The 15,837-nt window shown below is 43.1% G+C and carries 14 protein-coding genes; 4 read left to right on the top strand and 10 right to left on the bottom strand.

Annotation, left to right across the window (positions count from 1 at the left end):
* Positions 1–79 precede the first annotated feature (79 nt).
* From trxA to treR, 8 genes are all read right to left on the bottom strand, one after another.
* On the bottom strand, positions 80–394 hold the full coding sequence (trxA, locus tag GPW69_RS01145; protein ID WP_012775426.1) for a thioredoxin: 315 nt from the start codon (positions 392–394) through the stop codon (positions 80–82).
* 375 nt (positions 395–769) lie between these two features.
* Complete coding sequence (locus GPW69_RS01140) at positions 770–1,624, bottom strand: aldo/keto reductase (RefSeq protein ID WP_074391368.1); 855 nt, start codon at positions 1,622–1,624, stop codon at positions 770–772.
* A 2-nt stretch (positions 1,625–1,626) separates the two neighbouring features.
* Positions 1,627–2,004, bottom strand: coding sequence for a MerR family transcriptional regulator (locus GPW69_RS01135; protein WP_029694277.1), 378 nt, complete (start codon positions 2,002–2,004; stop codon positions 1,627–1,629).
* Between the two features lie 102 nt (positions 2,005–2,106).
* Positions 2,107–2,760: a GNAT family N-acetyltransferase gene (locus tag GPW69_RS01130; RefSeq protein WP_074391367.1), complete on the bottom strand. Its 654-nt coding sequence runs from the start codon at positions 2,758–2,760 to the stop codon at positions 2,107–2,109.
* Positions 2,761–2,783: 23 nt separating this feature from the next.
* Positions 2,784–5,117: an endonuclease MutS2 gene (locus tag GPW69_RS01125; protein ID WP_074391366.1), complete on the bottom strand. Its 2,334-nt coding sequence runs from the start codon at positions 5,115–5,117 to the stop codon at positions 2,784–2,786.
* Positions 5,118–5,456: 339 nt separating this feature from the next.
* Positions 5,457–6,005 (bottom strand): CvpA family protein, encoded by a 549-nt coding sequence (locus GPW69_RS01120; RefSeq protein ID WP_074391365.1) that lies wholly within the window; start codon positions 6,003–6,005, stop codon positions 5,457–5,459.
* Positions 6,002–6,313 carry a hypothetical protein gene (locus GPW69_RS01115; RefSeq protein ID WP_074391364.1) on the bottom strand — a complete coding sequence of 104 codons (312 nt, stop codon included), beginning with the start codon at positions 6,311–6,313 and terminating at the stop codon, positions 6,002–6,004. Before GPW69_RS01115 ends, GPW69_RS01120 begins: the two co-directional genes overlap by 4 nt.
* 52 nt (positions 6,314–6,365) lie before the next feature.
* Positions 6,366–7,079, bottom strand: a complete 714-nt coding sequence (treR, locus tag GPW69_RS01110) for a trehalose operon repressor (protein WP_074391363.1) — start codon at positions 7,077–7,079, stop codon at positions 6,366–6,368.
* A 233-nt stretch (positions 7,080–7,312) separates the two neighbouring features.
* Between treR and treP the strand changes: the two genes are divergently transcribed.
* The gene (gene treP / locus GPW69_RS01105) at positions 7,313–9,307 is read left to right on the top strand and encodes a PTS system trehalose-specific EIIBC component (protein ID WP_074391362.1); all 1,995 of its coding nucleotides are present in this window, start codon (positions 7,313–7,315) and stop codon (positions 9,305–9,307) included.
* 81 nt (positions 9,308–9,388) lie between these two features.
* Positions 9,389–11,014 (top strand): alpha,alpha-phosphotrehalase, encoded by a 1,626-nt coding sequence (gene treC, locus GPW69_RS01100; RefSeq protein ID WP_074391361.1) that lies wholly within the window; start codon positions 9,389–9,391, stop codon positions 11,012–11,014.
* A 572-nt stretch (positions 11,015–11,586) separates the two neighbouring features.
* On the opposite strand, the gene GPW69_RS01095 is transcribed toward treC, so the two are convergent.
* The gene (locus GPW69_RS01095; protein WP_156697658.1) at positions 11,587–12,777 is read right to left on the bottom strand and encodes a LysM peptidoglycan-binding domain-containing protein; all 1,191 of its coding nucleotides are present in this window, start codon (positions 12,775–12,777) and stop codon (positions 11,587–11,589) included.
* Positions 12,778–13,185: 408 nt separating this feature from the next.
* The gene (locus GPW69_RS01090) at positions 13,186–14,169 is read right to left on the bottom strand and encodes a Gfo/Idh/MocA family protein (RefSeq protein ID WP_074391359.1); all 984 of its coding nucleotides are present in this window, start codon (positions 14,167–14,169) and stop codon (positions 13,186–13,188) included.
* A gap of 84 nt (positions 14,170–14,253) precedes the next feature.
* Here GPW69_RS01090 and rnhC point away from each other — a divergent pair, with 84 nt between their 5' ends.
* Positions 14,254–15,144, top strand: a complete 891-nt coding sequence (gene rnhC / locus GPW69_RS01085) for a ribonuclease HIII (protein ID WP_074391358.1) — start codon at positions 14,254–14,256, stop codon at positions 15,142–15,144.
* 9 nt (positions 15,145–15,153) lie between these two features.
* The gene (gene lepB / locus GPW69_RS01080; protein WP_074391357.1) at positions 15,154–15,783 is read left to right on the top strand and encodes a signal peptidase I; all 630 of its coding nucleotides are present in this window, start codon (positions 15,154–15,156) and stop codon (positions 15,781–15,783) included.
* Positions 15,784–15,837: the final 54 nt, after the last annotated feature.

Here is a 15,837-nt window from a genome sequence, read left to right as displayed (position 1 = left end):
ATCTGATTTTTTGAACATACTTTCAGTTGTGAAAAAAACAAGTAGCGAATCTGAGCTCACTACTTGTTTACATTTTCAATTAACCAATCTCTGCCAAGATAGCTTTGATTTGATCTTTCGTGTGGACACCAGCAACTTGTTTCACAACCTGTCCATCTTTTTTGAACAAAAGAGTTGGGATAGACATGATACCAAACTGACGAGCTGTGTTTGGATTCTCATCAACATCCATCTTGTAAATACGCAATTCATCTTCGTCCACTTCATCTGCCAATTGCTCCAAAATTGGTGCTTGCATACGACAAGGACCACACCATGGTGCCCAAAAGTCAACAAGGACTACGCCTTCTTGTGTTTCAACTTCAAAGTTTGCATCTGTAATAACTTGAACCATAATTTTCTCCGTTTCTGTTTTTCTACTATCATTCTACACCAAAAAAAAACAGAAAGCGAATTTTTGCTACGGGATGAAGCATGAGATAAACGTATCTATAAGAATTTCAGTTGTAAAAAAATGGGTATAGCTAAACTAGACCGCAACGATACAAGCGAGAAATGAAAAATTGTTTTGCTTATCAAATCCAATTGTAACAATGAGACAAGGTGACGGAGTAGGTGCTACGGGAAAAAGCGGGGAGATAGATGTGTCGAGAAAATAGTGACTTGGAAAAACGTATTGGTCAAGCTAAACTAGATCGCAGGGAGCAAGCGTGAAATGGAAAATGGTTCTTCCTGTCAAATCCAGTATTAGCCAAAAACAAGCTTACTCTTAAAAGGCCTTCCCTACATAGCCTGCTAGAGCTTCAATGGTTTGAGCTTGGTGGTGGTCCGCAAAGACTGTTGTATCTGTATTGAGCCCTTGGATAGCGGTCATATCTTCTTCTGTCAATGTAAAGTCAAAGATGTCAAAATTCTGACGGACACGCTCTGGATTGGCAGATTTCGATAAAGAAACAATACCTGACTGGAGTTGGAAGCGGAGCATGACCTGGGCAGTTGATTTGCCGTATTTGTTGGCAATCTCTGTCAAGACAGGATTTGTAAAGACATCAAATTTCCCTTCTGCAAAGGCTCCCCAGCTTTGGACTTGGATGTCCTTGCTAGCTAGATAAGCCCGTTCTTCTGGTTTTTGGTTGAAAACATGAAGTTCAATCTGATTGACCATCGGCTTCACTCTATTAAAGAGAGCTAGGTTGGCAATCTGGTCTGATTTGAAATTGGACACGCCAATGGCACGGATTTTCCCTTCCTGATAGAGTTCTTCTACGGCCCGCCAAGCTCCAAAAGTATCTCCTACTGGCTGATGAAGAAGGTAGAGATCCAGATAATCCAAGCCTAGCTTTTCCATAGAGGTCGCAAAAGCTTCCTTGGCACCTTGGTAACTCATATCCGAAATCCACAATTTGGTCGTAATAAACAGTTCCTCCCGTGGCACACCTGCATTGCGAATGGCACGACCAACCGCCTCTTCATTGCCATAAGCCTGAGCAGTATCAATCAAGCGATAACCTGTCCGAATAGCTTCTTCAACAACCTGTTGGCAGGTTTCTGGATCTGGAATTTGGAAAACTCCAAATCCAACTGTTGGCATCTCAACTCCGTTGTGTAATGTAACTGTTTGCATATTTATTCTCCTTTGTCTAATCGTTCTTGTTCAAAGCGTAGTAAGTGACTATCATAGGTCGCCACCTTGTGACTCAACATTTCCAAGACAGCTTCTTGCTGAGCGATTTGCTCCTTCAACCGCTCTTCCTGTTCCTGTAAAATCGCCTTTCGAGCAGCGATGGTACTATCTCCCTGTCGTACTAGGCCAACATAGTCCACCAAACTTTCAATGGACATCCCAGATTTACGAAGCATTTTGACCAAAAAGAGCCAGTCAATAGACTGCTGGTCAAATTGCCGGTAGCCGTTTTTGTCTCGAGGCACCTGTAAGAGCCCGATTCGTTCATAATAGCGAATGGTGTCATTGGACAAGTCCAGTTCCCCCGCCACTTCTTTCATCGTTTTCAAAACATCACTTCCTCTCTCCAACTGATGATAATACGATTATAAACTATGGAGCCCACTCCATAGCAAGCGAAAAAAGAAAAAAGTTGAAATATTTCAACTTTTTTCTGTTAAATCCACTACGTAGGTTAATTCTTGGTAGACATCTTCTATGTCAAAGAGCTCCAGGTCAGCCTCTTCACTGACTACATAGACACCCTCTCTTAAATAATAAGGAACTGACTGACCCGACTCATCTGAAAAGGCCAATCGACCACTCTCTAAATCAATACCAAAACGGAAGGTCGGAATATCCTTGGGTGCCCCAACCACCAGATAATCAGTACATACCAATTGCCCACCCCATTTCTGATACAAATGGTTAGCAGCATCGTCCTCTCTGGTAAAGATAGCTAGTTTCTCTACACCTTGCTCTCTCAATTCATTCTCTGCCCGTTCAAAAAGCACTTGTGCAATGCCCTGCCCTTGAAAATCAGGGTGAACTGCTAGGTTAGTAAAATAAGCTGTTCGCTTACTTGGTGCGTAAATATAAGATTGGCTGCACTCCTCAGTATAAATATCGATGTCGATTAGACCAACGATTTGACCGTCCACTTCTGCCACCCATTCTACACGGTAGTCATAAATATCCGTCATCAGTTCAGGCTTTTCAGTTTCTCTATCGTCAAAAAATGGGGAAAAGAGATAGCTGAGTGCCTTACAGTAAACCCAGCCTTTTTCATCACTGGTTTGATATTTTCTGATAATCATAAGAATCTCCCATCGATTGATTGCTATTTAAACGTCACAATAGTACAGCCTGAGCCACCTGCATTTTGTGGGGCGTAGCCGAACTCCTTGACTTGCTTGTTGCGGCGAAGGTACTTTGTCACCCCTTCTCGGATAACCCCTGTACCAATACCGTGGACAATGTCGACTTGTGCTAAATTGTTGAGAAGGGCTTGGTCGATAAATTCATCCAGCTCCATCATAGCCTCTTCGTAGCGTTTGCCACGGAGATCTAAGCGGGCTTTTGGTCCTCGTACATTGGCACGTTTGACTGTGTGAACCTGGCGTTTCTTAGGCTGCTCTGCCTTTTCCGCCTTGACTAACTCAAACTCATCTTTGGCCAAGGTCATCTTAATCAAACCAACCTGAGCTTCCCAACGTCCATCTTTAAGCTGATTGGTCAAGGTCCCACGTTGTCCATAAGCTGTAACTATAATGTCATCGCCCAACTTGGCTTCCCGCTGAATTTTGGCTTTTTTCAAGACTTTGTTCTTAGACAAATCCACCACTTCAGGTGCCAACTTTTTCAACTCTGCCTTGGCTTCGATAATCTGGTGGGGCTTAAGACTGGCTGCAGCATGAAGATTTTTGAGAATATCCTCGCTTTCTGCCAATGCCATATCTACAATTTCCTTGGCCTCCAAACGTGCCTTGTTGAGCTCATTTTCCCGCTCACGATTGAGCTCGTCATAGAGCTTACGAAGGGCTCGGTTCATCTTGTAATTTTCTTGCTCCACATCACGAATCTTATCCAGACGCTGACGACTTTCAACCGTCTGACTTTCCAATTTCTCGATAATGCGGTTCACATCGCTATCTGTATCCGTCCAAGATTTTGCTGACTGGATAATAATATCAGATAGACCAAGACGGCGGGCAATTTCAAAGGCATTGGAGCGACCAGGAACACCCTGCATAAACTTATAGGTCGGACGCAGGCTATTGCTATCAAACTCCATGCTGGCATTTTCAATACCAGAGGTTTCTATCCCATAAGCCTTGAGCTCAGGGTAGTGGGTGGTTGCCATGGTCTTGATCCCCCGCAGACGAAGGTCATCCAAAATAGCCATTGCCAAAGACGCACCCTCCTGCGGATCTGTCCCAGCTCCCAACTCGTCAAATAGAATGAGGGAATCTTGATCCGCCTCTGCTAAAATCTGAACCGTGTAGGTCATGTGACTGGAGAAGGTTGATAAACTCTGCTCAATCGACTGTTCATCCCCAATATCCGCAAAAATTTCTTTGAAGATAGCTACCCTACTGCCCTTGTCTGCCAAAATAGGCAAACCAGACTGAGCCATAAGGTGCGTTAATCCCAAGGTCTTGAGCATAATGGTCTTACCACCCGTATTGGGACCTGTGATAACAATAGCCGTCAATTGACTACCAAAATACAGGTCATTTGGTACAGGCTCAGCAATGAGCGGATGGCGAACGTTAAGAAGGGCAATATCCTGCTTCTCAGATAGTTTGGGTACAACTGCTTGATGATCACGCGCAAAGAGATGCTTGGCACGGACGAAATCAATATGTCCGATAAGCCATGCATTGTTACGAATCACGCCACTATGCGGACGGAGCATATCCGACAATTCCTGCAAGATACGGTTGAGCTCGTGGCGTTCTTCTGCACGGAGGTGACTGATTTCCTCGTTCAGGGTCACCACTGCCCGCGGTTCAATATACACAGTCGAGCCAGAAGCAGAAATGTCATGGACAACCCCTGCAATCTTATTGCGATAGGTATTTTTGACAGGAAGGACATTTCGCCCATTACGACTTGCCAAAATACTATCGGACAGCATGTCGCCCTTGGTCTTCAAAATATCCTGCATGACCTGACGAACTTGGTCTTCAGCTTCACGGATTTTTCTTCGAATACGGGCTAGTTTTTCAGAGGCAAAATCCTCTACAAAACCAGCATCATTGATGGACTGGAGGGAGCCTTGTAAATGTGGAAAAAGCTCAATCTTCTCAAAGAGTTTATCCAGCTGGCTAAGACTGACATTTTCCAGATTTCCATAAAAATCCAAGAGAGATTTAGAAACTTCCAAGACCTTTTTAACAGCTAATAGCTCAGCGATATTGAGGTCTGTATCCAATTCCAAACGACGCATGGCTGGACCGATGTCGCTAGTAGCAGCCAGACTGAAATAGGGATTTTCCACAAAAATCTGCGCTATGTCTGTCAACTCGTCGAAGGCCTGTTGGATACGGTGGACTTCCACCATGGGCTCCAACTGTCGTAATTCTTCAAAGCCCTGTTCCGTCAAGAGATAGGGCTCAATTTTTTGTCTTACCTTGTGAAATTCAAGGGTTTCAATAATTTTATTATTCATATGTTCCTACTTAGTCTTTTCCTTAGCTCTATCTCATTATCAAAACAATAATAAGATAAAATATAGTCTTTCCCAGTCTCTTACATTAAAAGTATAACAGTCAACTAATACTCAATGAAAATCAGAATCAGACTTGCTCCAAAGGTTCGGAGAACCTTTAGAGGTTGGAAATAGGCGAACGTAGTTCGTTTCGCTCTGATGCAGATTGAACTCTGTTCCTTTTATATTTCAAGGGAACAGGCTGAAAAGATCCACTGGATCTTTTCTCTCAGTAAATCAACAACGTCCTATTTTGATTTTCGAAGAGTATAAATGACGATAAAAAGGATAAGGTCTCCCTTACCCTGCTATATTACTCAACCAGAGAGATTTAAAAAAACTACTTGTAAATGGTGTGTATTGAATCATGGCATTGGCAATAGAGCTATTTTGAAGATTATCCTGGATAATCGCCAATGGTATCGTTGATAACAGGACCATGACAATTTGTAAGGAAATAAAAGTCACCAAAACCGATAACAATCCACTAATCACATTGCTAGTCTGAGTATCTGGATTAAAATCTTCAAATAGATGGACAAATATCCCTAAAAATCGCACCAATACATAGACCAAGAAATAGATGATTAGGAAGGCCAAACCTGCATAAAATACACTATCTAAGTCAAAGAGATATTTCTCATCAAAATAATAGTTTGAACTACCTTGAGTCGCGTTCGCAAATGGAACCCAAAGATAAAGGAAAGGAATCAAACTTTTATAAGTTGCCGTCGCAATCGTTAGAGCAACAATACTTCCAAGGCTATAAAAGGTCTGCACAACCAAACCCCGACTATAACCCAGATAAAAACTCCATACCAAAACAAGAATAAGTACTATTGAAATCATGTCTTATCCTCAAGCCCATCTAAATCTACAAGGGTCACATTCTTCTTGTCAACCTTGTCTTTGGTCGTTTCTAACTCTTTTTCTCTCTGTTCAAAAGCAATCTCACGAGTTAATTGAACAGACAAGGCATTGATTGCCAATAAAAGGGCCAATGTCTCGGAATCTGCCGTCGGCATTTTTTCCTTTATTGCCTGGTATTTTTCCTGGGCAATACGTTCAATTTCCTCCATAAAGAGATTGTCATGCTCAGTTGTTAATGTTAATTGTTTTTCACCAAATGTAAATTTATATCGATTTAAGTTTGCCATATAACACCTCACCTACCATTATACAATAAAATAGATGATATTTCCATTCCTCTTATAACGAACGTTTTCGACGAGCAAAATCTACAAAACGGAATTTATCTATTTTATGCTTACTTTCCGTATATTGGAATTGCTGCGTATCACCAAGAAAGACACGAGACTTAATCAACACTAGGTAATCATCCTGTGATTTCATCAATTCGCATTCTTCACGACTGGTTGGCTCCACGGTAATTTCTTTTTGCGCATAAGAAATATCAAGGCCTAACTTATTTTCCAGGTATTCGTAAATGGATTTTTCAGCAATAGCAGTTGTCAACTCTGGCACGACATCGACAGCAAGATAATCTGTATCCACAACGGAGACCTTACCGTCAATCGAACGTGTACGGACAACTTTCCACACCTTGCTATACGGCTCAAAGCCTGTCAAATGCGAAAGGCTACTATTAACGGTAATCATATCTAAGCTGACAACATCTGTCTTGGTAGAAATCTGGAGAACATTTGTCAATTCCTGATAGGAAGTTAACCCTGAAACTGGGAAATTGAGAATTTCTTGCTTAAGGACCATTGAACCACGCCCTTGCACTTTTTGAATCAAACCTCCCTCAGTCAAAATCGCCAACGCCTTACGAACCGTATCACGACTAACACCATAGATTTCCTGAAGCTGCTGTTCTGTCGGTAGGGAGCTTTCTGCCGGATAAACATTTGTCCGTATTTTTTCTTTTAAGTCATTATAAATTTCTTGGTATTTTTTCATCATTTCCTCGCAAATTCATCTGTCAAATAGCATACAACTATCAACATTATAACAAAATTCATTTCAAAATTAAAAAAAACTAAGCAAAAACGCTTGCATTATTTTTTGAAATCGGATACAATCATAACACAAAGGAAATTTGTCCGTACAAATTTCGAAAAAGACATACTTTTGAGAGATGTCTAAAAAATATAGGGTGACGGATTCCATAAGCCGTCTAGAAGGAAAAATATATGGGAAAATTTGAAAAAGAAGCTAAACAGCTCCTAGAAGCTATTGGCGGAAAAGAGAATGTCAATGCAGTAACACACTGTGCAACACGCATGCGCTTTGTTCTTGCAGATGAGAAAAAAGCAAACGTAAAAGTCATCGAAGACATTCCTGCTGTAAAAGGAACATTCACCAACGCTGGTCAATTCCAAGTCATCATCGGTAACGATGTACCAATCTTCTACAATGACTTTACAGCTGTGTCTGGTATCGAAGGCGTATCAAAAGAAGCTGCTAAGTCAGCCGCTAAAAGTAACCAAAATGCCATCCAACGTGTTATGACTATGCTGGCGGAAATCTTCACTCCAATCATCCCTGCCCTTATCGTCGGCGGTTTGATTCTTGGTTTCCGTAACGTCTTGGAAGGCGTTCAGATGGAGTGGTTGGGACAAAAAGTAGTTGACGGTGTCAAACAAGTCACAGCTTCTGGCTCTCCGATTTATAATACTATCGTTGATGTTTCACCATTCTGGAATGGTGTCAACCACTTCCTCTGGTTGCCAGGTGAAGCCATCTTCCACTTCTTGCCAGTAGGTATCACTTGGTCTGTATCTCGTAAAATGGGAACTTCACAAATCCTTGGTATCGTCCTCGGTATCTGTTTGGTTTCTCCTCAGTTGCTCAACGCTTATGCTGTACCAAGTACAGATGCAGCGACCATCGCTAGCGAATGGTCTTGGAACTTCGGCGCATTTAGCATTGCCCGCATCGGTTACCAAGCGCAAGTTATCCCTGCCCTTCTTGCAGGTTTGGCACTTTCTTATCTGGAAATCTTCTGGCGTAAGGTTGTTCCAGAAGTGGTCTCAATGATCTTCGTACCATTCCTATCACTTCTTCCAGCTATTATCCTGGCTCACACTGTCCTTGGTCCTATCGGCTGGACAATCGGTCAATGGTTGTCAACTATCGTATTGGCTGGTTTGACTGGCCCATTGAAATGGCTCTTCGGTGCGGTATTCGGTGCCCTCTATGCACCGTTCGTTATCACTGGTCTTCACCACATGACAAACGCTATCGATACGCAATTAATCGCGGATGCTGGTGGAACTGGTCTCTGGCCAATGATTGCTCTTTCTAACATCGCTCAAGGTTCTGCAGTATTTGCCTACTTCCTCATGAACCGTCACAATGAAAAAGAAGCGCAAGTTTCTCTTCCTGCAACGATTTCTGCATATCTTGGTGTTACTGAACCAGCCCTCTTTGGTGTCAACGTGAAATACGTTTACCCATTTGTAGCTGCTATGATTGGTTCAAGTATCGCAGGCTTACTTTCTGTAACCTTCAACATCCAAGCTGCTTCTATCGGTATCGGCGGTCTTCCAGGTATCTTGTCTATCAAGGCTGAATACTGGGGTGCATTCTTTATGACAATGATTGTTGCGATTGTTGTCCCAATGATTTTGACAGCTGTTTTCAAACGTACAGGTGCATTTTCAAAAAAAGAAGAAACTGTTGAAGAAGTTGTAACTCTAGCTGAAACTATCGTTGAAACTGGATCTGCTATCGAATTGATCAGCCCACTTACTGGTCAAGCCAAAGAATTGTCACAAGCTACTGACCCTGTATTTGCATCAGGTGTCATGGGACAAGGTGTCCTTATTGACCCGAGCGAAGGTGTCTTGGTTGCTCCAGTCAATGGTGAAGTATCTGTCCTCTTCCCAACCAACCATGCTGTTGGTATCACTGCTACAAACGGAGTTGAGCTCCTTATGCACATTGGTATGGATACTGTTGGATTAGAAGGCAAAGGCTTCACAGCTCACGTCAAACAAGGTGACAAGGTAAAAGCTGGTGATAAATTGATTAGCTTTGACATCGATGTCATCAAGGCTGCTGGTCTTGTTGCTGAAACACCAGTTATCGTGACCAACCAAACTGACTTTGACACTCAAGTTATCGGAAATCTTCCTCGTGCCATCTCGCAAGGCGAAGCTATTCTGACAGTTACAAAGAATTAATGTTCTAGGAGGGCGCAAGGTAACTTGCACCTCCTATCATTGCTTATGCAAGAAGGAAAAAATTAAGAAAGAGAGAGCAAAATGACAATAGACAAACGAAAGGTTGTTTATCAAATCTACCCAAAATCTTACAAGGACACGACCGGCAATGGTGTCGGCGATCTGCGTGGGATTATTGAAAAACTCCCTTATCTAAAAGAACTAGGCATTGACATGATCTGGCTCAATCCCTTCTACCCAAGTCCTCAGCGAGACAACGGTTATGATATTTCTGACTATACAGCCGTCAATCCTGATTTTGGCACCATGGCCGACTTTGAAGAAATGGTGGCTGTCGGCAAAGAATTGGGCATCGAATTCATGTTGGACATGGTTCTTAACCATTGCTCGACAGACCACGAATGGTTCCAGAAGGCCCTAGCTGGCGATAAATACTACCAAGATTTCTTTATCCTGCGTGATCAACCTACTGACTGGGTGTCCAAGTTCGGCGGCAATGCCTGGGCACCCTTCGGCGATACTGGGAAATATTATCTCCACCTCTTTGATGTGACCCAAGCCGACCTCAATTGGCGAAATCCGCATGTCCGCGAAGAACTCTTCAAGGTGGTCAACTTCTGGAAAGACAAGGGTGTCAAGGGCTTCCGCTTCGATGTTATCAACCTTATCGGCAAGGATGAAGTCCTAGAAGATTGCCCAATCAACGATGGCAAACCAGCCTACACCGACCGTCCGATTACCCACGACTACCTCAAGATGATGAACAATGCTACTTTTGGTAGCGAAAAAGGCTTCATGACCGTTGGGGAAATGTCTGCCACCACCATTGAAAACTGTATTCTCTACACAGCTCCTGAGCGGGAAGAATTGTCCATGGCCTTCAACTTCCATCACTTGAAAGTGGACTACAAGGACGGTCAAAAATGGACCATTATGGACTTTGACTTTGAGGAACTCAAACGCCTCTTTCACACTTGGGGCGAAGAGATGTCCGTCGGAAATGGCTGGAACGCCCTTTTCTACAACAACCACGACCAACCTCGTGCCCTCAACCGCTTTGTTGATGTGGAGAATTTCCGAAGCGAAGGAGCAACCATGCTGGCTGCCTCTATCCACCTATCACGCGGGACGCCTTACATCTACATGGGCGAGGAAATTGGTATGATCGACCCCGACTACGATAGCATGGACGACTACGTGGACGTGGAGTCTATCAATGCCTACCAGATGCTCTTGGACCAAGGGCACGCACCTGAGCAAGCCTTCAAGATTATTCAGGCCAAGTCCCGTGACAATTCCCGCACCCCGATGCAATGGGATGCTTCTGACAATGCAGGCTTCTCAACAAGAACCCCTTGGCTGAAGGCTGGCAAATCCTATCCAACCATTAACGTTGAACAGGAAAAAACAGGCCCAATCTTTACCTTCTATCAAGAGTTGATTCGACTCCGAAAAGAACTCCCCCTCATCTCAGAAGGGGATTACAAGGCAGCCTACAAGGATAGCCAGAAAGTCTACGCCTTTGAACGCTTACTGAACAGCGAAAAACTGCTAGTCCTCAACAATTTCTTCGCAGAAGAAGTTGAGCTCGACCTGGCAGACGATTATGCCCACGGCCAAGTCCTCATCAGCAACTATCCTAACAACAAACTAGGAAAAAAAATCATTCTCAAACCTTACCAAGCATTGGCGATTCAAGTTAAATAAACGATAAAGCATCCGAAAACAACACTCTACATGTCAATTTTAATTTTCCTAAAATTAGAACCTGCCTTCACAGCTCAGTATGTTACTTGTGAAGGCAAGTTCTTGGTTTAAGGTTTCTTTTAGGAATATATTTTATACTATGATTTGCGCACGAAACAGCTATCTGGGGGGAGATGGCTGTTTCTTCTTTTATAGTCATTTGAATTAACTTTGATACATCGTCACTTTCGGCTTGCCGTACTCTACGAAAGTGACTTGTTTCGCAAGCCTTATTTCCAAACTAGAACGGGAGTGGGAAAGAACTCGACTGGTCTAAAAAAGAGTTCGTCTTCCCACCCCCGCACAGTTGATTAGGTCAGATTTGAAGTGTGAAACACGAACAAATCTGCCAATCAACCACTGCGCTGAGATGTTGACACGAACTCTGAGAAGCGTGGCTGGACTTTTTGCCCAGCCTCATTCTAGCTGCCTGCACCTCAGTTCCTTGTTTGAAAGTTAATTCATTCGACTATATTACTACATATAAAGAAATAACCGTTTCAGATAAGGCTGAAACGGTTATTTTTGTAAGTCTAATTAAAAGATACATGCACATGATCGTAGTGGTTTTCTGTAACGCTACCACGGTCTGGCATCAGGTTCCATGTATAGGCTGGACCATAGATACTGTCATACGGCGCATAGAAACGCTGTTTCCAAATGATGTAGTTGATATTTTTAGAAGCTAAGTTTGCAACTGCATAAGCTGCCACTTGATCTCCTAGAGCTGAGCTCTCAGGCACCATAAAGTCAATTGCCAGACCTTTACCATGGTCTCCTGAATCACCTGCACGGTAACCAGAGAATGAGGTAATACCAAAGGCATTTGCCACTTCTGCGCGGAAGGCTGCTACCTGAGGTTGCAAACCAACATCATAAGCACTTGTACTTGTTGTAGTGGTTGATAGGGCTGTCACTTGTGGAGTTTCAACTACAGGCTGTTCTACAACTTCCTCTACAGGCGCTTCTACTACAGGTTGCTCTACAACTTCCTCTACAGGTGCTTCTACTACAGGCTGCTCTACAACTTCCTCTACAGGTGCTTCTACTACAGGCTGCTCTACAACTTCCTCTACAGGTGCTTCTACTACAGGCTGCTCTGCAACTTCCTCTACAGGTGCTTCTACTACAGGCTGTTCTACAACTTCTTCTACAGGTGCTTCTACTACAGGCTGTTCTACAACTTCTTCTACAGGTGCTTCTACTACAGGCTGTTCTACAACTTCCTCTACAGGCGCTTCTACTACAGGTTGCTCTACAACTTCCTCTACGGGTGCTGAGTCAGTAACTGATGAAATTTGATCCAACGGAATAACCGTATCCTCAACCGTTACTTGATTGGTTGTTAGGTCAACAGTTGCCTGAACGGTCTCATTTGTGTTTCCCTGAACAGGAGCTTCAATCTCAACCTGAGTCACTTGATTGTTTTGGTCAACAGTCGTCGTCAGTACCGTATCAGGGAAAATCAAGTTGACATCTGCAATTTGATTCATTTTCGCCAGCAAGTCCATATCAATATTCATAGCTGAGGCGATGGCTGATAAGGTATCCCCATACTGAACAGTATAGGTCATCTTCCCTTCTTCTTGGACAATTTCTGGGCTAATTTCAGAAACAGTACGTGGAGCCCATTCGAGGGCTAAAACATTTGTTGAAATCACCCCTGTACTAAAGAGGGAAAGAGCCAATGAAGATGTGTATAACATCTTCTTATTGTTTTTCATGATGGGTGTTTTTCTCTTGCGACGCATATGTTGTGGTTTATTTGTTCTCTTACGTTTCATAATCTTATTCCTTCTTTATTTTTGAGATGGTTCTATCTTACCTAAATTAAATCTGAAAAACAAGCCTTCAACCGTTCTTTTAAATAAACTGTCTCCACTATGTAATCTTAGGACTTTTCTGTCACACAATCAATATAAATGTCATCTGACTGTCATATTATTAGATAATACTCAATGAAAATCAAAAACAGATTCGGAGACGCAGATGCAGGTAGAACTAACGTTTACCAAATCAAGTCAACAACGTCTGGATTTTCGAAGAGTATAAGTAAAAAATAAGAGTAAGGTAATAACCCAATAATTGGCTACTAGCTCACTCTCATTTCTATTTTCGGATTAGTCAAAACCCTACATTTCTTCAGGATAAACCAAGCCCCATTCTTTGCGGAGTTGGGTCATGATCTCCATGACATCTTGGGTGTAGGCTAGGTGCATGGTGTTTTCGATGCCTGCGACAGCTTTTTCCATATCCGCCACTTCATAAGAAAGGGCCTTGGCTGTCTCGCCCGCTTCGATTACCTCTTGACTACCATCTTCTGTGTAGGTAATGACTGCCTTCTGACCACGAGGATACTCGTAAAGTTCGATGTAGCCCTTGTCGTAGGCAATAGTACCCCGTTTTGGCTGTTTGGCATGGAGGGTCAGGGCGATGGTCACCATCTCTCCTGCATCATTGCTGAGTAAAATCCCTACCTGCTCGTCCACACCTGTCGGAGCTAATTTGACCTGGGATAGGACTTGATTTGGCTTTTCAGTCATAAACCAACGGACAAATGACAGAGCGTAGACACCAATATCCAAGAGGGCACCGCCTGCCAAGTTTTTATTGAAAAAGCGGTTGGTCATATCGTATTCCTTGTAGCTGCCAAAGTTCATCTGAATCATTTTCAAATCTCCAAGCTTGCCACTGGTAACCACTTGGCTCAACTGACGATAGATTGGCATATGGAAAATGGTCATGGCTTCTGCCAGGATAACCTGATTTTCTTCCGCCAGTTGAATGGCTTCTGCTAATTCTTCTGAATTAAGCGTAATAGACTTTTCACAGAGGACATGCTTTCCAGCCTCCAAAGCCTTTCTCAAATAATTGATATGGGTATTGTGAGGCGTAGAAATGTAGATAATGTCTACTTCAGGATCCTCAAAGACTTCATCGATTTCTCGATAAACTTTCTCGATGCCATATTTTTGCGCAAATTCCACCCCCTTGTCATAGGTACGGTTGGCTACCGAATAAAGATTTCCACCCATAGCCTGCAAGGCCTGAACCAATTCGTTGGCAATGACACCTGTTCCCAGAGTCGCCCATTTATACTTCATTTGCACTTCCATAGTGTACCTCACTTTCTTCTACCATTATAGTAAATTCCACCCTTTTCTGCACACTCTAACTAGCATTTGTGTTACAATAAGAACATGAATACCGTTGTACTAAAGGCATCTGCCCAGCAAAAACAAGCCATGATGGCTCACTATGACCGCTATCGGCAGACCAGCAAAAATCCTTACATCGAAGCATTTTTCAAACTGACCGGTGCCAGCCTGTCCATCTACACTTCTGGAAAAGTCGTTTTTCAGGGGGAAATGGCAGAGCAGGAAGCAGGGCTCTGGGGCTATGAGCCAGAAAAGTCTGGACAGACGACCATACCTGGTCAAAACCTGCCCATGATTGGTACCGATGAGGTTGGAAACGGGTCTTATTTCGGAGGTTTGGCAGTCGTTGCTAGTTTTGTCCGCCCAGAAGACCATGCCTTTCTCAAGTCGCTTGGTGTGGATGATTCCAAGAAAATGACAGACCAAAAAATCTGCCAAATCGCCCCTCTCTTAAAAGAGAAAATCCCCCACCAAGCTCTGCTATTGTCACCGAAAAAATACAACGAAGTCATCGAGCAAGGCTATAATGCGGTGTCTGTTAAGGTCGCCCTACACAATCAGGCTATTTTCCTACTCTTACAAAAGGGTGTCCAGCCTGAGAAGATTATTATTGACGCCTTCACTTCCAGTCAAAACTATCAAAAGTACTTGAAGAAGGAAGCCAACCAATTTGCCAACCCCGTCACTCTGGAAGAAAAGGCTGAGGGCAAATATCTGGCTGTGGCAGTATCTTCTATTATCGCTAGAGCTATGTTTTTAGAAAATCTTGTCCAGCTTGGTCAACTAGTTGGGATGAATCTGCCGTCTGGTGCGGGCAGTAAATCCGACCAAGCCGCAGCAAGCATCTTAAAACAATATGGTATGGCTGGTCTCAACCAAACTGCCAAACTCCACTTTGCCAATACGCAAAAAGCACAAAAATTATTGAAATGAGGAAAAAATATGGGAGCAATCCAAAAAACAAAACGCTCACCACTAGTCGCCTTCTTAGCTGAATGGGGCATCTTTTTACTGTTTATGGTAGCTTTTTTTGCCAGTCGTTACTTTATCTGGAATCCTGTCTCTGTCGATGGCCATTCCATGGACCCAACGCTTCAACACCAAGAAAAACTCATCATGCTAAAAACGACCTCTATCGACCGCTTTGATATTGTTGTAGCCAGCGAGACAGACAGCGATGGCAAGGAAAAACTGATTGTCAAACGTGTAATCGGTATGCCAGGTGACACCATTCGCTACGAAAACGATATCCTCTATGTTAACGACCAAAAAGTGGACGAGCCTTACTTAGATGAATATCTCGCTGCATTCCAGAAAGATAAACTTCAAGAAGTCTATTCTTACAACAAACAATTCCAAGCTGTGGCCCAATCTGCTGAAGCTTTCACACAAGATGCCAATGGTTACGTAGACTTTACCGTGACAGTCCCAGAAGGACAATACTACCTGATGGGAGATGACCGCCTTGTCTCACTAGATAGTCGTAGTGTAGGAACATTTTCCCGTGAAAACATCAAAGGAGAAGTTGTCTTTCGCATGTGGCCTTTCAATCGTATTGGGACTGTTGATTAATACAAACAAGTTTGGAGCAATCCGTTCCAAACTTCTTTTCATTATTATTGGAAA

Source organism: Streptococcus suis (genome assembly GCF_902702775.1).
Lineage (GTDB): Bacteria > Bacillota > Bacilli > Lactobacillales > Streptococcaceae > Streptococcus > Streptococcus hashimotonensis.
This window is presented reverse-complemented; position numbering and strand designations above follow the sequence as displayed.

Bases quoted from the DNA above. Each gene is read 5' to 3' on its own strand.
- GPW69_RS01135 (WP_029694277.1), bottom strand. From the start codon at position 2,004: ATGAAAGAAGTGGCGGGGGAACTGGACTTGTCCAATGACACCATTCGC.
- trxA (WP_012775426.1), bottom strand. From the start codon at position 394: ATGGTTCAAGTTATTACAGATGCAAACTTTGAAGTTGAAACACAAGAA.
- GPW69_RS01140 (WP_074391368.1), bottom strand. From the start codon at position 1,624: ATGCAAACAGTTACATTACACAACGGAGTTGAGATGCCAACAGTTGGA.
- GPW69_RS01130 (WP_074391367.1), bottom strand. From the start codon at position 2,760: ATGATTATCAGAAAATATCAAACCAGTGATGAAAAAGGCTGGGTTTAC.
- treC (WP_074391361.1), top strand. From the start codon at position 9,389: ATGACAATAGACAAACGAAAGGTTGTTTATCAAATCTACCCAAAATCT.
- treR (WP_074391363.1), bottom strand. From the start codon at position 7,079: ATGAAAAAATACCAAGAAATTTATAATGACTTAAAAGAAAAAATACGG.
- lepB (WP_074391357.1), top strand. From the start codon at position 15,154: ATGGGAGCAATCCAAAAAACAAAACGCTCACCACTAGTCGCCTTCTTA.
- GPW69_RS01125 (WP_074391366.1), bottom strand. From the start codon at position 5,117: ATGAATAATAAAATTATTGAAACCCTTGAATTTCACAAGGTAAGACAA.
- GPW69_RS01115 (WP_074391364.1), bottom strand. From the start codon at position 6,313: ATGGCAAACTTAAATCGATATAAATTTACATTTGGTGAAAAACAATTA.
- GPW69_RS01095 (WP_156697658.1), bottom strand. From the start codon at position 12,777: ATGAAAAACAATAAGAAGATGTTATACACATCTTCATTGGCTCTTTCC.
- GPW69_RS01090 (WP_074391359.1), bottom strand. From the start codon at position 14,169: ATGGAAGTGCAAATGAAGTATAAATGGGCGACTCTGGGAACAGGTGTC.
- rnhC (WP_074391358.1), top strand. From the start codon at position 14,254: ATGAATACCGTTGTACTAAAGGCATCTGCCCAGCAAAAACAAGCCATG.
- GPW69_RS01120 (WP_074391365.1), bottom strand. From the start codon at position 6,005: ATGATTTCAATAGTACTTATTCTTGTTTTGGTATGGAGTTTTTATCTG.
- treP (WP_074391362.1), top strand. From the start codon at position 7,313: ATGGGAAAATTTGAAAAAGAAGCTAAACAGCTCCTAGAAGCTATTGGC.